At 72.8% G+C, this 18,404-nt stretch carries 16 protein-coding genes; 14 read left to right on the forward strand and 2 right to left on the reverse strand.

Going from position 1 to position 18,404, the window contains the following annotated elements:
- The 5 genes from AC2YHB_RS19110 to AC2YHB_RS19130 all read left to right on the forward strand — a co-directional run.
- The coding region (locus AC2YHB_RS19110) for a type II secretion system F family protein (RefSeq protein WP_487354490.1) at positions 1-311 on the forward strand (311 nt) is incomplete at its 5' end.
- A 3-nt stretch (positions 312-314) separates the two neighbouring features.
- Entirely contained in the window at positions 315-1,040 is a 726-nt protein-coding gene (locus AC2YHB_RS19115) for a type II secretion system F family protein (RefSeq protein ID WP_179648946.1), read from the forward strand.
- Between the two features lie 170 nt (positions 1,041-1,210).
- A complete protein-coding gene (locus AC2YHB_RS19120) occupies positions 1,211-1,387 on the forward strand; it encodes a DUF4244 domain-containing protein (protein WP_179648947.1) in 177 nt (58 codons plus the stop codon).
- The gene (locus AC2YHB_RS19125; protein WP_179648948.1) at positions 1,384-1,767 is read left to right on the forward strand and encodes a TadE family type IV pilus minor pilin; all 384 of its coding nucleotides are present in this window, start codon (positions 1,384-1,386) and stop codon (positions 1,765-1,767) included. Before AC2YHB_RS19120 ends, AC2YHB_RS19125 begins: the two co-directional genes overlap by 4 nt.
- Positions 1,764-2,126 carry an Rv3654c family TadE-like protein gene (locus tag AC2YHB_RS19130; protein WP_308645546.1) on the forward strand — a complete coding sequence of 121 codons (363 nt, stop codon included), beginning with the start codon at positions 1,764-1,766 and terminating at the stop codon, positions 2,124-2,126. The genes AC2YHB_RS19125 and AC2YHB_RS19130 overlap by 4 nt, the downstream gene beginning before the upstream one ends.
- A 16-nt stretch (positions 2,127-2,142) precedes the next feature.
- Here AC2YHB_RS19130 and AC2YHB_RS19135 read toward each other — a convergent pair whose 3' ends face one another.
- Positions 2,143-2,469, reverse strand: coding sequence for a hypothetical protein (locus AC2YHB_RS19135; protein WP_179648949.1), 327 nt, complete (start codon positions 2,467-2,469; stop codon positions 2,143-2,145).
- A gap of 172 nt (positions 2,470-2,641) precedes the next feature.
- Complete coding sequence (locus AC2YHB_RS19140; protein WP_373366951.1) at positions 2,642-5,026, reverse strand: DEAD/DEAH box helicase; 2,385 nt, start codon at positions 5,024-5,026, stop codon at positions 2,642-2,644.
- A 146-nt stretch (positions 5,027-5,172) separates the two neighbouring features.
- Here AC2YHB_RS19140 and AC2YHB_RS19145 point away from each other — a divergent pair, with 146 nt between their 5' ends.
- From AC2YHB_RS19145 to AC2YHB_RS19185, 9 genes are all read left to right on the forward strand, one after another.
- Positions 5,173-5,514, forward strand: coding sequence for an STAS domain-containing protein (locus AC2YHB_RS19145; protein WP_277987687.1), 342 nt, complete (start codon positions 5,173-5,175; stop codon positions 5,512-5,514).
- Between the two features lie 198 nt (positions 5,515-5,712).
- The gene (locus tag AC2YHB_RS19150) at positions 5,713-8,052 is read left to right on the forward strand and encodes a sodium-translocating pyrophosphatase (RefSeq protein ID WP_179648950.1); all 2,340 of its coding nucleotides are present in this window, start codon (positions 5,713-5,715) and stop codon (positions 8,050-8,052) included.
- A gap of 34 nt (positions 8,053-8,086) precedes the next feature.
- Positions 8,087-9,580: a DUF7059 domain-containing protein gene (locus AC2YHB_RS19155; RefSeq protein WP_487354491.1), complete on the forward strand. Its 1,494-nt coding sequence runs from the start codon at positions 8,087-8,089 to the stop codon at positions 9,578-9,580.
- Between the two features lie 31 nt (positions 9,581-9,611).
- Entirely contained in the window at positions 9,612-10,691 is a 1,080-nt protein-coding gene (locus AC2YHB_RS19160; RefSeq protein WP_218864684.1) for a DUF2510 domain-containing protein, read from the forward strand.
- Positions 10,692-10,975: 284 nt separating this feature from the next.
- Entirely contained in the window at positions 10,976-13,678 is a 2,703-nt protein-coding gene (topA, locus tag AC2YHB_RS19165) for a type I DNA topoisomerase (RefSeq protein WP_179648952.1), read from the forward strand.
- A gap of 203 nt (positions 13,679-13,881) precedes the next feature.
- Entirely contained in the window at positions 13,882-14,958 is a 1,077-nt protein-coding gene (locus tag AC2YHB_RS19170) for an SLAC1 family transporter (protein WP_308645547.1), read from the forward strand.
- Positions 14,955-15,617 (forward strand): dTMP kinase, encoded by a 663-nt coding sequence (gene tmk, locus AC2YHB_RS19175; protein ID WP_179648954.1) that lies wholly within the window; start codon positions 14,955-14,957, stop codon positions 15,615-15,617. The genes AC2YHB_RS19170 and tmk overlap by 4 nt, the downstream gene beginning before the upstream one ends.
- A complete protein-coding gene (locus AC2YHB_RS19180) occupies positions 15,614-16,771 on the forward strand; it encodes a DNA polymerase III subunit delta' (protein WP_036543453.1) in 1,158 nt (385 codons plus the stop codon). The genes tmk and AC2YHB_RS19180 overlap by 4 nt, the downstream gene beginning before the upstream one ends.
- 35 nt (positions 16,772-16,806) lie before the next feature.
- Positions 16,807-18,363 (forward strand): alpha/beta hydrolase, encoded by a 1,557-nt coding sequence (locus AC2YHB_RS19185; RefSeq protein ID WP_179648955.1) that lies wholly within the window; start codon positions 16,807-16,809, stop codon positions 18,361-18,363.
- The last annotated feature ends 41 nt before the right edge of the window (positions 18,364-18,404 follow it).

Below are 18,404 nucleotides of genomic sequence, written 5' to 3' on the forward strand. Positions count from 1 at the left end.
CCTGGCAGGTCGCCCACCGCACCGGTCACGGACTCGCCGACGCCCTCGGACGGGTCGCGGACGACCTCCGGGCCGCCGAGCAGACCCGCCGGATCGTGGCCGGCGAGCTCGCCTCCGCCCGCGCCACCGCCCGCCTCCTCGCCGGCCTCCCGTTCCTCGCGCTGGCGATGGGGGCGGGCGCCGGGGCCGAACCGTGGGCCTTCCTGCTCGGCGAGCCGGCCGGCCTCGCCTGCCTGGCGACGGGGCTCGGCCTCGCCTACGCGGGACTCGCCTGGGTCGAGGCGCTCGCCCGCGGCGTCGACGGGGGCTAGGCCGTGACGCTGCTGGTCGTGCTCCTCGCCGCCGGGGTCGCGGAGCTCGTCGTCCCCGCCCGGTCGCAGGTCGTGCCTCCCTCTGCGCCGGTCGCCGTGCCGGGTCCGACCACGCCGGAGCCGGAGGGACTGCTGCGTCGCGGGCGATGGTGGTGGGCCCTGCTCGCCGGTGCCGGTGCGGCCGCCTTCGTCGGCGGTCCGCTCGCGCTGCCGGCAGGGCTGGTGACCGGCACCGTCGTCCTCGTGGTCGCGCAGCGGATCGAGCCCGCCGTCGTACGCGCGCGACGGGAGGAGGTACGCCGCGACCTGCCCCATGTCGTCACCCTGCTCGCCGCCGCCCTGCGGTCCGGGGCGGCGCCGGCCGACGCCGTCGACCTGGTCTGCCGGTCCCTTCCCGGGGCGGCTGCCGAGCGGTTGGTCCCGGTCGCCGCCCGGCTCCGGCTCGGTGGCGACCCGGTCGCGATCTGGACCGCCCTCGGCGGCGACCCGGAGCTCGCCCCGCTGGGCCGCACCCTTGCCCGCGCGCAGCGCACCGGTGCCCCGATCGTCGGCGCGGTCGAGCGCCTCGGCGAGGAGCTCGCCCGGCGGGGGCGCGCGGAGGTCGAGGACCGCGCCCGGGCGATCGGCGTGCGTGCGGCCGTGCCCCTGGGGCTGTGCCTGCTGCCCTCCTTCCTGGTGCTGGGCATCGTCCCGCTGGCGGTCTCGCTGGCGACGACGATCACCGGATGAGGGTCGGGTCGTGTCCCACGGTTCACCGCGCCGGCCACCTGCCGCGCGGGTCCCTGTGGACGACGGGTGCCCGTCCACAGGCACGACCTGCGCGGGGCCGGGACGTCGTGGGCCGGGCGCAGGCTCCTCGCAGCGGCCGCACCCGGTGGCCACCGATGAAGGGAGACTCCATGTCCCGACCGACGACCCGTTCCGAGCGCGGGGTCACGACTGCCGAGTACGCCGTCGCCACGGCTGCCGGTGCCGGCTTCGCGGGGTTGCTGTTCAAGCTGCTCAGCGGCGGGTTCGGCGACCACCTGATCAAGACCCTGTTCGACCACGTGCTGGGTCTGCTCGGGCTCCGATGACGGGCCTGCGCAGGTCGCGGCGCGGCGAGCGGGGCGCGGTCACCGCGGAGCTGGCCGTGGCCCTCCCCGTCCTGCTCGCCGTGACCGCCGGCCTGGCCTGGCTCCTCGCGGTCGCGATCGGGCAGGTCCGCACGGTCGACGCCGCCCGCGAGACCGCCCGGGCGCTGGCCCGCGGCGACGACGAGGCGGCTGCCCTCGCCGTGGGCCGCCGGGTCGCGCCCGAGGGCGTCGCGCTCGTGGTCCGCCGTGACGGCGATCGCGTGGTCGTGCACGCCAGCGGCCGGATGGATGGTCCGGGCGGGTTGTTCTCGGTGATCCCGGGCGCCCGCCTGGACGCCGAGGCGGTCGCCTTGGCCGAGGGTGAGGGGCCGCCGCCGTGACCGCGGCGGGCGCGGCGGGCGAGCGGGGAGCGGCGACGGTGCTGGTCGTCGCGATGGCCGGCCTGCTGATGCTCGTCGGTGCCGCCGCGGGCGTGGTCGGCGCGATCGTCGCGGCCCACCGTGCCGCCCAGTCCGCCGCCGACCTCACGGCGCTCGCCGGTGCTGCGACGCTCGCCGACCACGCCGGGCGCGACCCCTGTGCAGCCGCTGGCAAGGTCGCCGTCGCCAACGGCGCCACCTTGGCGAGCTGCACCGTGGAGGGCTCGGACGTGGTCGTGGAGGTGACGGTCGGCGGGCCCCGCTGGCTCGGCCAGGACCAGGACCTGTCGGCTCAGGCCCGGGCCGGACCGGTCGGGTGAACGGGCAGGGGCGGGATCAGCTGTCGTCGTCGCGGCCGGACAGGTCCTCGCGCCGCCGCTCCGCCTCGACCTCGTCGAGCTTCTGGGAGAGCTCGTTGAGCCGCTTCTGCTCCTTGCGCCGCTTCCAGCCCTGCTTGGCGCCGGCCTTCATGAACCACAGGCCCGCGATGACCAGCAGGCCCGAGACGACGCCGATCAGGAAGAGCACCTCGGGGTCGACGTTGATGCCGATGATCTCGGTCGTGCGGCGGTCCTTGCCATCGACGTCGTAGTCGCTGCCGAAGACACCCGCGAGGATGGCCAGCACGCCGACGAGGAGCAGGATGAGCCCGATGATCACCATGTCGGCACCTTAGCCTCAATCCACCGACTTCCCGCTGCTGCGCGGGCCCCATATGGGCACGCTGGCTGCGTTGCCGACGCTCGACAGACGTCCAGTCTGGCTTCGCGCCGGGCGCCTTGCCATCGCACCCATCTGGTGCCGCTCGCGACGCGGCAACTCGGTGGATTGAGGCTTAGCCCGGATCGACGGGCGCCCCGGCGAGCAACGCGTCGAGCAGGGCGACCGCCCCGCGCTTGTCGAGCGGGTCGTTGCCGTTGCCGCACTTGGGGGACTGGATGCAGGACGGGCACCCGGACGCGCACTCGCAGGCAGCGATCGTCGCCCGGGTGGCGCGCAGCCAGGCGGCAGCCGTGCGGTAGCCGCGCTCGGCGAAGCCGGCGCCGCCGGGGTGGCCGTCGTGGACGAAGACGGTGAGCACGCCGGTGTCGGGGTGGCGGGCGGTGGAGACGCCGCCGATGTCCCAGCGGTCGCAGGTCGCGAAGAGCGGCAGCAGGCCGATCGAGCAGTGCTCGGCGGCGTGCGCCGCGCCCGGCAGGTCCGCCACCTCCAGCGCGGCGGACGCGAGCATCGGGGCCAGCACGGCGTCCGGCACCGTCCACCAGACGGCGGTGGTGGCGAGGGTCCGGGGTGGCAGGTCGAGCGGCGTCTCGTCGATGACCTCGCCGGTGCGTGCCCGCCGCCGGAGGTACGACGTCACCTGGCTGGTCACCTCGACCCGGCCGAGCGAGACCCGGCAGGGCCCCCAGTCGGCGTACTCCTCCTCGGCGACGATGGTGATGTCGGTGACCTCGCGGGCCGACGTCGTGTGGTCGACCTCGGTCCGGCGCAGGGTCGCGACGTGCTCGTCGAGGTCGAGCTCCTCGACGAGCCAGGTCTCCCCGCGGTGCAGGTAGATCGCGCCGGTGTGGGCCGTGCCGTGGGCGCGGCCGCCGTCGACGGTGCCGACGACACGGCCGGTGCCGGCCTCGACCAGGGCCACCTGCCGGTCACCGGTCGAGCGGATGTCGGCGAGGTCGGCCGCGCGGGAGCGGTCGGTCCAGAACCAGCCGGCCGGCCGTCGCCGCAGCAGCCCGCGCTCGACGAGCGAGGCGAGCACCTCGCGGGTCCGCGGGCCGAACATCGCGAAGTCCGCGGCCGTGATCGGCAGCTCCTGCGCGGCGGCGCACAGGTGCGGACCGAGGACGTAGGGGTTGTCGGTGTCGAAGACGGTGCCCTCGACCGGGCGGCCGAGCAGCGCGTCCGGGTGGTGCACGAGATAGGTGTCGAGCGGGTCGTCACGCGCCACGAACATCCCCAGCGCGCCACCGCCGTCGCGCCCCGCCCGGCCGACCTGCTGCCAGAACGCGGCGCGGGTGCCGGGGTAGCCGGTCACCAGCACGGCGTCGAGGCCGCTCACGTCGATGCCGAGCTCGAGCGCGTTGGTGGCGGCCATGCCGAGCAGCCGGCCGCTGCGCAGCGCGTCCTCGAGGTCGCGCCGCTCCTCCGGCAGGTAGCCGCCGCGGTAGGAGTCGATCCGCCCGGCCAGCGACGGGTCGACCTCCGCCACCAGCTCGCCCGCCCGCCGGGCGACCGTCTCGACGCCGGTGCGGGAGCGGACGAACGCGAGCGTCCGCACGTCCTCGACCACGAGGTCGGCCAGCAGGTCGGCGGTCTCCGCGGTCGCGGGCCGGCGCACCGGGGCCCCGTTCTCCCCCGTGTACGACGTCAGCGGCGGCTCCCACATCGCGACCGCGACGTCGCCGCGGGGCGAGCCGTCGGCCGTCACCGTGGTCACGTCGAGCCCGGTCATCCGGCGCGCGGTGACGTCGGGGTCGGCGACCGTCGCGGACGCGAGGATGAACGTCGGGGACGCGCCGTATGCGGCGCAGATCCGGCGCAGCCGTCGCAGCACCTGGGCCACGTGGGCGCCGAACACCCCGCGGTAGTGGTGGCACTCGTCGACGACCACGAACCGCAGCGACCGGAAGAACTGGGTCCACCGCTCGTGGCCGGGCAGCAGCGAGCGGTGCAGCATGTCGGGGTTGGTGAGCACGTACTCCGCGTGGTCGCGGGTCCACTCCCGCTCCTCGGTCGTGCTGTCGCCGTCGTGGGTGGAGGTGCGCACGTCGAGCCCGAGCGCATGGATCGCCGCCCACTGGTCGTGCGCCAGCGCCTTGGTGGGCGCGAGGTAGAGCACCAACGCGCCCCGCTGTCCCCGCGGGCCGCGCGCCGCCCTGATCGCCGACAGCGTGGGCAGCAGGTAGGCGAGCGACTTGCCGGACGCCGTACCGGTGGAGACGACGACGTGCTCTCCACGGTGGGCCGCCTCGGCGACCGCGACCTGGTGCGCCCAGGGGCGCACCACCCCCTTCCCCGTGTACGACGCCAGCAGGGTCGGGTCCGTCCAGGCCGGCCAGTCCGCGGTGACCGCGGGGCGGGCCGGCAGCTGCTCGAGGTGGGTCAGCCGGTCGGCCCGGCCGGGCAGCGCGGTGAGCCGGCCCAGGACCGCCGCGGGGTCGCGCCGCGCACGGGCGGCCGACGGCACGGCCGACGGTGCGGGGCGGGACTCGACACTCACCCCACGATTGTCGCAAGGGGGCCCGACACGAGCGATGCGCGGCACCGGTTCCGATGACGCCGGAGAGCCCTCTCCACCAGTCTTCGTGCGCGGCCGGGGTCGGCATGGTTTGATGGGCTCCGCAGACGTAGGTATGACATCCCGGGGTGAGTTCGTTGAATCTGACACTGTCGACGCGCGAGGTCGGTGGTCGCACCGTCGTTGCCGTGGGTGGCGAGATCGACGTCTACACCGCGCCCAAGCTGCGCGACACCATCACCGAGCTCGTCGCCGCCGGCACCTACCAGCTCGTCATCGACATGCAGGGCGTGGAGTTCCTCGACTCCACGGGCCTCGGTGTCCTCGTGGGCGGACTCAAGAAGGTCCGCGCCCACGACGGCTCCCTCGAGCTCGTCTGCAACGCCGACCGGCTGCTGAAGATCTTCAAGATCACCGGCCTCGCCAAGGTCTTCGTCATCCACGAGACCCCAGAAGCGGCGCTGGCCTGACGTTCCGCGGCGCGCGCGGCGCGCCGTACCCGCGGTCCCTGGCGCGACCGCGCTCCTTCGGCGACCCTTCGCCGGATTGCCCTGTGACTCGCGTCACAACCTCCGTGTGTTCTGCATCACAGGCTGCGTAGACTCCGGGCCACGAACTCAGACCTGGGTCCCTCGACCCGTACCTGAACTCCCCCAGGAGGCACTTGCATGCCCCGTCCGTTGCTTGCCGACATCGAAGTCTCCGGGGGCGACCTCGCCCTCGTGGTCGTCGTCGCCGCCATCGCCCTCGTCTCCCTCGCCATGGCCACGATGTTCAGAGCGGAGGTGCTGCGTGCCGGCGAGGGCACCCCGAACATGCAGCGCATCGCGCAGGCCGTGCAGGAGGGTGCGAGCGCCTACCTGACCCGGCAGTTCCGCACCCTCTCGATCTTCGCGGCCATCGCCTTCGTCGTCCTGCTGGCCCTCCCGGCCGACGCGGCCGACGGCGCGAGCGGGCTCCAGTCGGAGTGGGCCGTGCGGATCTTCCGCTCGGTCTTCTTCCTCGTCGGCGCGGCCTTCTCGGCGGCGATCGGCTACCTGGGCATGTCGCTCGCCGTGCGGGCGAACCTTCGGGTGGCGGCGGCGGCCAACGAGCAGGGGCGTGACCCCGCGATGAACATCGGCTTCCGCACGGGTGCGTTCGTCGGCATGGCGACGGTCGGCCTCGGCCTGCTCGGCGCCAGCGTGGTCGTGCTCGTCTTCCAGGACGCCTCCCCGAAGGTCCTCGAGGGCTTCGGCTTCGGCGCGGCGCTGCTCGCGATGTTCATGCGTGTCGGCGGCGGCATCTTCACCAAGGCGGCCGACGTCGGCGCCGACCTGGTCGGCAAGGTCGAGCAGAACATCCCCGAGGACGACCCGCGCAACGCCGCGACCATCGCGGACAACGTCGGCGACAACGTCGGTGACTGCGCCGGCATGGCGGCCGACCTGTTCGAGTCGTACGCCGTCACCCTCGTCGCGGCGCTGATCCTCGGCTCGCAGGCGTTCGGTGACCAGGGCCTGGTCTTCCCGCTGATCGTGCCGGCCATCGGTGCGCTCTCCGCGATCGCCGGCGTCTACCTCACCAAGCCGCGGGCCGGCGAGAGCGGCCTGAAGACGATCAACCGGTCGTTCTACCTCTCGGCCGCGGTCGGCGCGGTCGCCAGCGCGATCGCCGCCTTCGTCTACCTGCCCAACGACTGGAGCGACCTCTCCAACGCCAGCGGCGACACGGCCGACCTCGGCCCGGCCGCGTTCGCGGCGGGCGCCGTCGTGATCGGCATCGTCCTCGCGGCGGCGATCCTCGCGCTGACCGGCTACTTCACCGGCACCGAGCACCGCCCGGTCAAGGACGTCGGCAAGACCTCGCTGACCGGCGCGGCGACCGTCATCCTGTCCGGCCTCTCGGTCGGCTTCGAGTCGGCCGTCTACACCGCCATCGTGATCGGCGCCGCCGTCTACGGTGCGGCCCTGCTCGCGGGCGGCGCGACCACGCTGGCGCTGTTCGCGGTGGCCCTCGCGGGTTGCGGCCTGCTCACCACCGTCGGCGTCATCGTCGCGATGGACACCTTCGGCCCGGTCTCCGACAACGCCCAGGGCATCGCGGAGATGTCCGGCGACGTGAGCGAGGAGGGGGCGCAGATCCTGACCGAGCTCGACGCCGTCGGCAACACGACCAAGGCGATCACCAAGGGCATCGCGATCGCGACCGCCGTCCTCGCGGCGAGCGCCCTGTTCGCGTCGTACACGCAGTCGGCCTTCGAGTCCTTCGCCGACGCCACCGACGACGAGTCGGGCCTCGGCTCGCTCGACCTGCTCGGCGACTTCATCGTGTACGACGCCAAGCTGATCGTCGGCGCGCTGCTCGGCGCCGGCGTGGTGTTCCTCTTCTCGGGCCTGGCGATCAACGCCGTCGGCCGCGCGGCCGGTGCCGTGGTGATGGAGGTACGCCGCCAGTTCCGCGACATCCCCGGGATCATGGAGGGCACGGCGCGCCCGGAGTACGGCCGCGTCGTCGACATCGTGACCCGCGACTCGCTGCGCGAGCTGGCCACGCCCGGCATCCTCGCGATCCTGAGCCCGATCGCGGTCGGCTTCGGCCTCGGCGTCGGCCCGCTGGCCGGCTTCCTGGTCGGCGCGATCGCGACCGGCACCCTGATGGCGGTGTTCCTCGCGAACGCCGGTGGTGCCTGGGACAACGCCAAGAAGCTCGTCGAGGACGGCCACCACGGCGGCAAGGGCTCCGAGGCCCACGCGGCCACGGTCATCGGCGACACCGTCGGCGACCCGTTCAAGGACACCGCCGGACCGGCGATCAACCCGCTGCTCAAGGTGATGAACCTCGTCTCGCTGCTCATCGTCGGCGCGGTGATCAGCCTGTCCTACGGGGAGAGCGAGAACGACCTGGTGCGGATCCTGATCGCCCTCGCGGCGGCCACGGGCATCTTCGCCGCGGTCTTCATCTCCAAGCAGCGCTCGTCGTCGATCTCCGACGAGGCGCCCGAGCCGGTGGCCGTCGACAAGGGCTGATCCTGGCGACGGGCAGCACCACTACCGTTGACCCGTGCTGCCCGTCGCCCTCGCCGCCCCCCTCCGCGAAGCCCTGCTGACCGCGGACTTCACCTACGACGCCGTCAGCGCGCTGCTCGGCCCGCAGGCGCACGAGGCGCTGTCGCGCAACGAGACCACCCCCGGCGTCCGTCGTACGACGGACGGGAGCCCCTTGGCGACGCTGGCCCGGCTGTTCCTCCTCCAGACCGCTGTCCCGGCCACGGACGCCGAGCGAGCCCTGCCGGGCGGGCTGGTCGACCGGCTGGTCAACGCCGGCGCGCTGGTGCAGAGCATCGGCGAGGTCGCGGCCCGGCTCGACGTGCGGCCCTACGCCACCGAGGAGGGCGACCTCTGGGTGGTCAGCGACCTGACGCCCGGCCTCAACGGGATCGCCACCAGCGTCACCGGCGACTACGTGCTGGGCATCAGCCCGGCCTCGTCCTCCCTCGCCCAGCTGACCCTGCGCCACGACGTCGGGACGTCGCTCGACCTCGGCACCGGCTGCGGCGTGCAGGCGCTGCACCTGGCCACCCACAGCGACCGGGTCGTCGCGACCGACGTCAACCAGCGGGCGCTGGCGATCGCCCGCTTCAACGCGGCCCTCAACGACGTCGACGACAAGGTCGACGTGCGCGACGGGTCCTTCTTCGCGCCGGTCGCGGGCGAGCGGTTCGACCTGATCGCCACCAACCCGCCGTTCGTCATCTCGCCCGCGACGGGAGAGCGCCTCGTCTACCGCGACTCCGGGCTGCCCGGCGACCAGGTCGTCGAGCACATCGTCCGCACGGCCCCCGACCACCTGACCGACGGCGGCTGGTGCCAGGTCCTCGCCAACTGGGTCATCGACCGTGACCGCCCTTGGGACGAGCGCCTCGCCACCTGGCTGCCCGACGACTGCGACGCGCTGGTCGTCCAGCGCGAGGTGCTCGACCCGGCGTCGTACGTCGAGCTCTGGCTCAAGGACGCCGGCCACCACCCCGCCACCGGCGGCGACCCCGCCGCCTACGTCCAGCGCTACGACACCTGGCTGTCGTGGCTGGAGGAGCAGGGCGTCGGCGGGATCGGCTTCGGCTGGATCAACCTGCACCGCACGGGTGGCTCCACCCACGACCTCCTCGAGTGGCCCTACGACGTCGAGCAGCCGATCGCGCCGGCGATCGCCGGCTGGGCGGAGTCTGCGGCGGCCGCCCGCGCCGTCGGGCCGGACACGCACCTGGTGCTCCGAGAGGACGTCGTGCAGGAGACCACCGGCCCGGTCGGTGCGGAGGACCCGGCGGCCATCGTGCTGCGCCAGCAGCGTGGCTTCCGCCGCGCGCGTCAGGTCGACACGGTGAGCGCGGCCGTCGTGGGCGCCTGCGACGGCGAGCTGCCGCTCGGGCCGCTCGTCGACGCGGTCGGGCAGCTGCTGGAGCGGGACGCCGCGAGCCTGCGCGAGGTCTACCTGCCCGAGCTCGCCGAGATGGTTGCCGAGGGCTTCCTCGCCCCCGTCGACGCACCAGCGCCCTAGACCACTCGGGTCGTTCGGGCAGACTGTCCCCGTGACGAACGCAGGCTGGTACCCCGACCCCGCTGGCGCGCCGGACACCTACCGGTACTGGGACGGTCAGGCGTGGAGCCAGATGACCACGACCACGCCGCCGGTCGGCAACGCCCCCCAGGCCCCGCAGCAGCCCCAGCAGCCGGCCCAGCCGCCCCAGCAGCCGCCGGCCCAGCCGCAGACCGTGTACGGCGCCGTACCGCCCGTCGCGCAGCCGCCGGCCGGTGGCTACGGCCAGCCCCCGGGCGGCTACGGCCAGCCCCAGCCCGGCGGCTACGGGCAGCAGCCGTGGAGCCCGGCCCCGCAGCAGGGCGGCGGCGGCAAGGGCAAGGTCGTCGGGATCGTCATCGCGGCCGTGCTCGTGCTCGTCCTGATCGGCGTCGGCGGCTTCTTCGGCATCCGCGCCCTCACCGGCGACGACGACAAGGACAAGAAGGCCGACGACGACACGTCGCAGAGCACCGACGAGTCCGGCTCCACCGACGCCACCGACGAGCCGACCGACGGCACCTCCAGCACGGTCCGCCCGACCGGCATCCAGTGCACCGGCGGCAGCCCCGAGCCGGCGAAGCCGCCTGCCACGAGCGCGACGTCCCTCACCGGCGGCGGCCTGACCATCCCGGTGCTGAGCGGCTACACGGTGGAGCCGCGCTCGGCCGCGGCGCACTCCTTCGCCGACAGCGTCCAGGTCGAGTACAAGGAGGTCATCCCCGACAAGTGGATCTCCGAGTACGCCGTCGGCGGGCTCGCCAAGGCCAACGACTTCACCAGCCCGGAGCAGGCCGCCGAGATCGTCATGCAGTGCCTGACCGCGAGCGACCAGTTCTACGAGGGCTTCACCGGCCGCAAGGACCTCAAGCGCGAGGAGGTGACCGTCGACGGCAAGACCGGCTACCGGATCACCGCCGAGCTGCGGGTCTCCGACCCGGAGGTCACCTACGGCGGCGACCAGACCACGGTGATCGTCGTCGACACCGGTGACGCCGACAGCTACGGCATGTTCCTGGGCGTCGTACCGCTCGGTGAGTCGTCCTACGAGGCCCAGCTCGAGAGCACCATCTCGGGCATCGAGGTCGGCTGAGGCACACCTCACCGGACCGCCCACGCTGGACTCCGGACAGCAAGGGACTGGACAGCACGCGCTACCTCCCGGCAGCGCGTACTGCCCAGCGCCTGCTGCGCGACGCCCAGAGCGTCCGTCCGCGGCGTTGTCGTCGGTCGTCGGGACTCCGTCCCGCCTCCCTCCTCCGCCTTGCGGGCCGACCACTCTGGACGCCGCTCGCGACGGCGCTGGACAGCACGCGCTACCGTGATCGGCCGTAAGCCCGGTTCATCCACAAGCTCGTCCAGCAAGAAGGTCCAGAAGTGGCACACAAGTTGGTGATCGTCGAGTCGCCGGCCAAGGCCCGCACCATCGGCGGCTACCTCGGCAGCGGCTATGTCGTCGAGTCCTCCATCGGCCACATCCGTGACCTCCCGAACAACGCCGCGGACACCCCGGCGAAGATCAAGGACAAGCCGTGGGGCCGGCTCGCGATCGACGTGGACAACGGCTTCGAGCCCTACTACGTCGTCCCGCGCGACAAGAAGAGCCACATCTCCAAGCTCAAGCAGCTGCTCAAGGACGCCGACGAGCTCTACCTCGCCACCGATGAGGACCGCGAGGGGGAGGCCATCGCCTGGCACCTGCTCGACGAGCTGAAGCCGAAGGGCATCCCGGTCCACCGGATGGTCTTCCACGAGATCACCAAGGCCGCCATCCAGGAGGCCGCCGCCAACCCGCGCGAGCTCGACATGGACCTCGTCGAGGCCCAGGAGACCCGCCGGATCCTCGACCGCCTCTACGGCTACGAGGTCTCGCCGGTGCTGTGGCGCAAGGTGATGTCCGGGCTGTCCGCCGGCCGCGTGCAGTCGGTGGCGACCCGGCTCGTGGTCGACCGCGAGAAGGAGCGGATGGCCTTCAAGGTCGCCTCCTACTGGGACCTCGAGGGCACCTTCGACGCCGGCTCGAAGCACGACCAGCGGATGTTCCCGGCCAAGCTGCACTCGATCGACGGCACCCGCGTCGCGTCGGGCTCCAACTTCGGCCAGGACGGCCAGCTCAAGGCCAAGGCCGACGTCGTCCACCTGGACAAGCGCCGGGCCGAGGACCTCGTCGCGGCCCTCGCCGACACGTCGTACGACGTCCGGTCGGTCGAGGCGAAGCCCTACCGCCGCTCGCCGTACGCCCCCTTCCGCACGACCACGCTGCAGCAGGAGGCGAGCCGCAAGCTCGGCATGAGCGCGTCGGTGACGATGAGCGTCGCCCAACGCCTCTACGAGAACGGTTTCATCACCTACATGCGTACCGACAGCACGACGCTGTCCGGCAACGCGGTCGCGGCGGCCCGCGCCCAGGTCCAGGAGCTGTACGGCGCCGAGTACCTCCCCGACGCCCCCCGCACCTACGCCAGCAAGGTCAAGAACGCCCAGGAGGCGCACGAGGCGATCCGCCCGGCGGGCGACTCGTTCCGCACGCCGGCGCAGACCGGGCTCACCGGCGACCAGTTCCGCCTCTACGAGCTGATCTGGATGCGCACCGTCGCCTCGCAGATGAAGGACGCCGTCGGCCAGTCGGTCACGATCCGGCTCGGCGGCGCGGCCGGCACGGGCGAGGACGTCGTCTTCTCCGCGTCGGGTCGCGTGATCACCTTCCACGGCTTCCTCAAGGCCTACGTCGAGGGCACCGACGACAACGCCGCGAAGGACGACCAGGAGACCCGGCTGCCCAACCTGCAGGAGGGGGACCCCGTCTCGGCCGCCTCCCTGTCGGCCAACGGCCACGAGACCAAGCCGCCGGCCCGCTACACCGAGGCCACGCTGATCAAGGAGCTCGAGGACCGCGAGATCGGCCGCCCCTCGACGTACGCCTCGATCATCGGCACGATCCTCAACCGCGGCTACGTCTACAAGAAGGGCACCGCCCTGGTGCCGGCGTGGATCGCGTTCTCCGTGGTCCGGCTGCTGACCGAGCACTTCACCCGGCTCATCGACTACGACTTCACGGCGCTGATGGAGACCGTCCTCGACGACATCGCCCGCGGTGAGAAGGACCGGGTCAGCGAGCTCAGCGAGTTCTACTACGGCTCCGAGCGGCTCGCCGGCCTGCAGCGGCTGGTGACCGAGCTCGGCGACATCGACGCCAAGGAGCTGGCGACCTTCCCGGTGCTCGACGACGACGGCGCCGAGTCCGGGATCGACCTGCGGGTCGGCAAGTACGGCCCCTACCTCGAGGGCCCCGACGACGGCTCCGGCACGCGCGTGCGCGCCAACGTGCCCGACGACCTGCCGCCCGACGAGCTCACCGTCGAGAAGGCGAAGGAGCTGCTCGCCAACCCGGCCGGCGAGGAGATCGACCTCGGCGTGCACCCGGAGACGGGCCTGCAGGTCGTCGCGAAGAACGGCCGCTTCGGCCCCTATGTCACCGAGGTCCTCCCGGAGGACGCGCCCAAGGGAGCCAAGGCCCGCACCGGCTCGTTGTTCAAGTCGATGTCCCTCGACACGGTCACCCTCGACGACGCGGTCAAGCTGATCTCGCTGCCGCGGATCGTCGGCGTCGGTGAGGACGGCGAGGAGATCACCGCGCAGAACGGCCGCTACGGTCCCTACCTCAAGAAGGGCACCGACTCCCGCTCGCTCACCAGCGAGGACCAGATCTTCGGCATCACCCTCGACGAGGCGCTGAAGATCTACAGCCAGCCCAAGCAGCGTGGCCGCGCCGCCGCGGCGCCGCCGCTCAAGGAGCTCGGCAACGACCCGGTCTCCGGGCAGCCGGTGGTCGTGAAGGCCGGCCGCTTCGGCGAGTACGTCACCGACGGCGAGTACAACGCCACCCTCCGCAAGGACGACTCGGTCGAGTCGATCACCATCGAGCGGGCGGCCGAGCTGCTCGCCGAGCGGCGCGCGAAGGGCCCGGCGAAGAAGGCCGCCAAGAAGGGCGCGAAGAAGACCGCCGCGAAGAAGACCACGGCCAAGAAGAGCGCTGCCAAGAAGGCGCCGGCGAAGAAGGCCGCCGCCAAGAAGAGCTGACCAGGTCGTCGAGGAGGTCGCGCAGCCCGGTCGTCGAGGAGGTCGCGCAGCCCGGTCGTTGAGGAGGTCGCGCAGCGCGGTCGTCGAGGAGGTCGCGCAGCGACCGTCACGAGACGCCCGGGGCCCCTCTCACAACCCAACCTTGTGAGACCCCAGCGACGACCTCGTTCCGCCGACGGCGCCCAACCGGCACCGTGGAGGACGTGATCCCCCACGGACCCAACTGGTACGCCGCCGTCATGGGCACCGGCATCCTCGCCGTCGTCCTGACCGACCTCCCCTTCGACCTGCCCGGGGCGTCGTACGCCGCCACGGCGGTATGGCTGCTCGCGCTGGCCCTGCTGGTCGCGATCACCGTGGTCGGCGCACGATCCGGACGCCCGTTCAGCCACCTCGGGGACCCGGTGCTGGCGCACTTCTACGGCGCGACCGCCATGGGCCTGATGACGGCCGGCGCGGCCACCGGGGCCGTCGGTGGCCGATGGCTGGGTCCGCTGGCGCTGCCGCTGGAGACCGGGCTGTGGGTCACCGGCACCCTGCTCGGCCTGGCCACGGCGGTCGTCGTGCCCTACTGCGCGATCACGCGCCACGAGGTCCGTGACGACAGCGCCTTCGGTGGGTGGCTGATGCCCGTGGTCCCGCCGATGGTGAGTGCCGCGACCGGCACCGCCCTGCTCGACCACCTGCCGGCGGGCGAGCCGCGGGCCACGCTGTTCGTGCTCCTGTGCGCGGGCTTCGGGATCGCGCTCATCGGGACCTTCCTGGTGCTGCCCGCGATCTGGCAGCGGGTGCTGCGCCACGGTCCCGGCGCGCCGGCCCTGGTGCCGACGCTGTGGATCGTGCTGGGGCCGCTCGGCCAGTCGGTGACGGCGGCGTACCACCTGACCGGGGCGGCACCCCTCGCGCTGCCCGGCCAAGACCCGACGGTCCTCCGGATGCTCTTCCTCGCCTTCGGGTTGCCGGTCTGGGGCTTCGCGCTGCTCTGGCTGGCCCTCGCCGGTGCGCTCACCCTGCGCCAGGTGCGGGCCGGGCTGCCGTTCGCCCCGACCTGGTGGTCGTTCACCTTCCCGGTCGGCACCCTCGTCACCGGTACGACGGCGCTGGCCCACGCGACCGGGCTGGTCCTCCTCGCCGCCGCCACGGGTGTCCTGCTGGCGCTGCTCGTGGTCGCGTGGACCGTCGTCGCGGTGGCGACCGCCCGCGCGTTCCTGCCGGCCGGTCCCGTCACGCGACCCGCCCGCGACAACGGTCGGTCCCGTCTCGTAGGTTCGTCCCCGTGACCTCCGCCTCCAGCCGGCCCGGCCTGTTCACCGACACCGGCGTCTTCATCTGCTTCGAGGGCGGCGAGGGTGGCGGCAAGTCGACGCAGTCGCGCCTGCTGCGCGACGCGCTGGCCGCCGAGGGCTACCGGGTACTGCTCACCTTCGAGCCCGGCGACACCCCCGTCGGCAAGGAGATGCGGCGGATCGTGCTCAGCCCCGAGACGGGCGCGCTGGCGCACAAGACGGAGTTCCTGCTCTACCTCGCCGACAAGTCCGAGCACGTCGAGACGCTCGTGCGACCCGCGCTCGACCGCGGCGAGGTCGTGATCACCGACCGCTACGTCGACTCGACGCTGGCCTACCAGGGTGCCGGCCGCGCGCTCGACGCCGGCGAGCTCGAGGAGGTCGCGGCCTGGGCCACCGGCGGCCTGCGCCCGCACCTGACCGTCGTCCTCGACCTCGAGCCGGAGGCCGGCCTGGGCCGCTTCGAGGGGCGCGACCGGATCGAGGGCGAGTCGCTGGAGTTCCACCAGCGGGTTCGGCAGTCCTTCCTCGACCTCGCGGCCCGCGACCCCGAGCACTACCTCGTCCTCGACGCGCGCGACTCGATCGAGGAGATCGCGGCCGCGATCGGCGCCCGCGTCGCCCCGCTGCTCGACCGGGCGGTGCGCGGATGACCGCTGGCGTCTGGGGCACGCTCGTCGGCCAGCGGCCGACCATCGACCTGCTCCAGCGGGCCGTGTCCGGCCACGGGATGACCCACGCCTGGCTGTTCACCGGCCCGCCCGGCTCCGGTCGCAGCAACGCCGCGATCGCCTTCGCGGCCGCGCTCCAGTGCCCGCAGCAGGGCGTCGGCCCCGACTGCCCGGACGGCTGCCACGCCTGCCACACCGTGCTCGCCGGCTCGCACGCCGACGTCTCCGTCATCCGCACCGAGAAGCTCTCGATCGGCGTCGACGAGGTCCGCGACCTGGTCCGCCGTGCGTCCCTGAGCCCGATGGGCGACCGCTGGCAGATCATGATCGTGGAGGACGCCGACCGGCTGACCGAGCAGGCGTGCAACGCGCTGCTCAAGGCGATCGAGGAGCCCAACGGCCGCACCGTGTGGATGCTCTGCGCCCCGACCGTCGAGGACGTGCTGCCCACGATCAGGTCCCGCTGCCGGCTGGTCACCCTCTCGACGCCGACCACCCCGGAGGTCGCCGGCTTCCTCGTCTCCCGCGGCGTCGAGGAGCGGCTGGCGTCGTACGCCGCCCGCGCGAGCCAGGGCCACATCGGCCGGGCCCGGGCGCTGGCCTTCGACGAGGCGGTGCGCACCCGCCGGCAGGAGGTCGTCGCCATGCCTGCCCGGCTGACCAACCTGGGCCGGTGCATGGATGCCGCGACCCGGCTGGCGACGACGGCCAAGGAGGAGGCCGACGCGATCACGGCCGAGCTCGACGCCCGCGAGAAGTCGGACCTCGACACCGCCTACGGGGTGGTCGAGCGCGGGCGCCGGCCGCGGGAGTACGCCCCCGCGCTGGCCGCGCTCGAGAAAGGGCAGCGCACCCGCGCGAAGCGCCGCCACCTCGACGTCGTCGACCGTGGCCTGACCGACCTGGTGTCGGTCTACCGCGACGTGATCGCCGTCGCCACGGGGGCGCCGGGCGCGCTGGTCAACGAGGAGATCCGCGACCAGGTCGAGGAGATCGCCTCGACCACCTCGCCGGAGCTCAACCTGCGCCGGATCGGGTGGATCTTCGCGGCGCGCGAGCAGATGCTGGAGTTCAACGTCCCCGTGGCCTTGGCGCTGGAGTCCATGATGGTGGCACTCAAGGCGCCGCAGCGCTGATCGAGGCCGAGGGTTCGACGAAGGGGAGTGCTCGGGTGAGCAAGAAGCTGATCGTGTCGGTGGCCGTGATCTGGGCGCTGGTCGTGGCCGGCGCCATCGGGATCGGCGTCATCGTCCTCACGGGGGACGACGACGGCGGTGACGACAAGGCGGACCGCGACACCTCCGCCACCGACGGGGCGTCCCGCGAGCCCGACAACCGCACGCTCGAGGACTTCTACGACCAGGACATCTCCTGGAAGGCGTGCGGCGAGGACGAGTGCGGCACGATCGAGGTGCCCATCGACTACCAGGACCCGGGCGCCGGCTCGATCCAGCTGGCCGTCGAGCGCCGCAAGGCGAGCGGCGACCGGATCGGCTCCCTCGTCGTCAACCCGGGCGGACCCGGCGCCGGCGGCACCTACCTCGCCGAGCAGGCCGACGGCTACTTCGCCGAGCCGCTGCTGGCGGCGTACGACATCGTCGGCTTCGACCCGCGCGGCACCGGCGACTCCTCGCCGGTCGACTGCCTGACCGACGACGAGCTGGACGCGTGGGTCGCCGCCGACCCCGACCCCGACACCCCGGAGGAGGTCGAGGAGGGCAAGGAGAACTCCGAGGAGTTCTGGAGCGGCTGCGAGGCGAAGTCCGCCGATGTCGCCGGCCACGTGAGCACGGTCGAGGCCGCGCGCGACATGGACGTGCTGCGCGCCGCGCTCGGCGAGGACAAGCTCGACTATCTCGGCTTCTCCTACGGCACCCGCCTGGGCGCCACCTACGCCGAGCTCTACCCCGACAAGACCGGACGGCTGGTCCTCGACGGCGCCATCGACCCGTCGCTGTCGGCGCGCGAGGGCTCGCTCAGCCAGGCCGGCGGCTTCGAGACCGCGTTGCGCTCGTACGTGAAGGACTGCGTCGACGGCGGCGGCTGCTTCCTCGGCGACAGCGTCGACGCGGGCATCGCCACGATCAAGGACCTGATCGACTCGATCGACAAGAAGCCGCTCCCCACGAAGGACCCGGAGGGCCGCGAGCTCACCGTCGGGCTCGCGTTCTACGGCCTGATCACCCCGCTCTACAGCGAGGACAACTGGACCTACCTCGACGACGGCCTGAAGAAGGCCCTCGACGGCGACGGGAGCACGCTGCTCCAGCTCTCGGACTTCTACGGCTCCCGCGAGGGCGGCAAGTACGTCGACAACAGCCTCGAGGCGATCTCCGTCATCAACTGCCTCGACGACCCGTGGTCGATCACGACCGACGAGGTGCCGGACCAGTTCGCCGACTTCGAGAAGGCGTCCCCGACCTTCGGCAAGGTCTTCGCGTGGGGCCTGACCACCTGCCACGGCATCCCGTTCACCTCGACAGACGAGCCCGACCTGAAGATCGACGGCTCGGGCGCCGCCCCGATCGTGGTCCTCGGTACGACGCGCGACCCCGCGACGCCGTACGAGGAGGCCGTGGCGATGGCCGAACAGCTCGAGTCGGGCGTCCTGGTCAGCCGCGACGGTGACGGTCACACCGCCTACAACAAGGGCAACGACTGCGTCGACGACGCGGTCCACGGCTACCTGATCGACGGGAAGGTGCCGGAGGACGGCCTGAAGTGCTGACTCCCCCGGTGGTCGAGGAGGTCGCGCAGCGACCGTCACGA

This window comes from Nocardioides sp. SRI_004, from assembly GCF_057586415.1.

Bases quoted from the DNA above. Each gene is read 5' to 3' on its own strand.
- AC2YHB_RS19120 (WP_179648947.1), top strand. From the start codon at position 1,211: ATGTCCCGACCGACGACCCGTTCCGAGCGCGGGGTCACGACTGCCGAG.
- AC2YHB_RS19135 (WP_179648949.1), bottom strand. From the start codon at position 2,469: ATGGTGATCATCGGGCTCATCCTGCTCCTCGTCGGCGTGCTGGCCATC.
- AC2YHB_RS19125 (WP_179648948.1), top strand. From the start codon at position 1,384: ATGACGGGCCTGCGCAGGTCGCGGCGCGGCGAGCGGGGCGCGGTCACC.
- AC2YHB_RS19180 (WP_036543453.1), top strand. From the start codon at position 15,614: ATGACCGCTGGCGTCTGGGGCACGCTCGTCGGCCAGCGGCCGACCATC.
- AC2YHB_RS19150 (WP_179648950.1), top strand. From the start codon at position 5,713: ATGCCCCGTCCGTTGCTTGCCGACATCGAAGTCTCCGGGGGCGACCTC.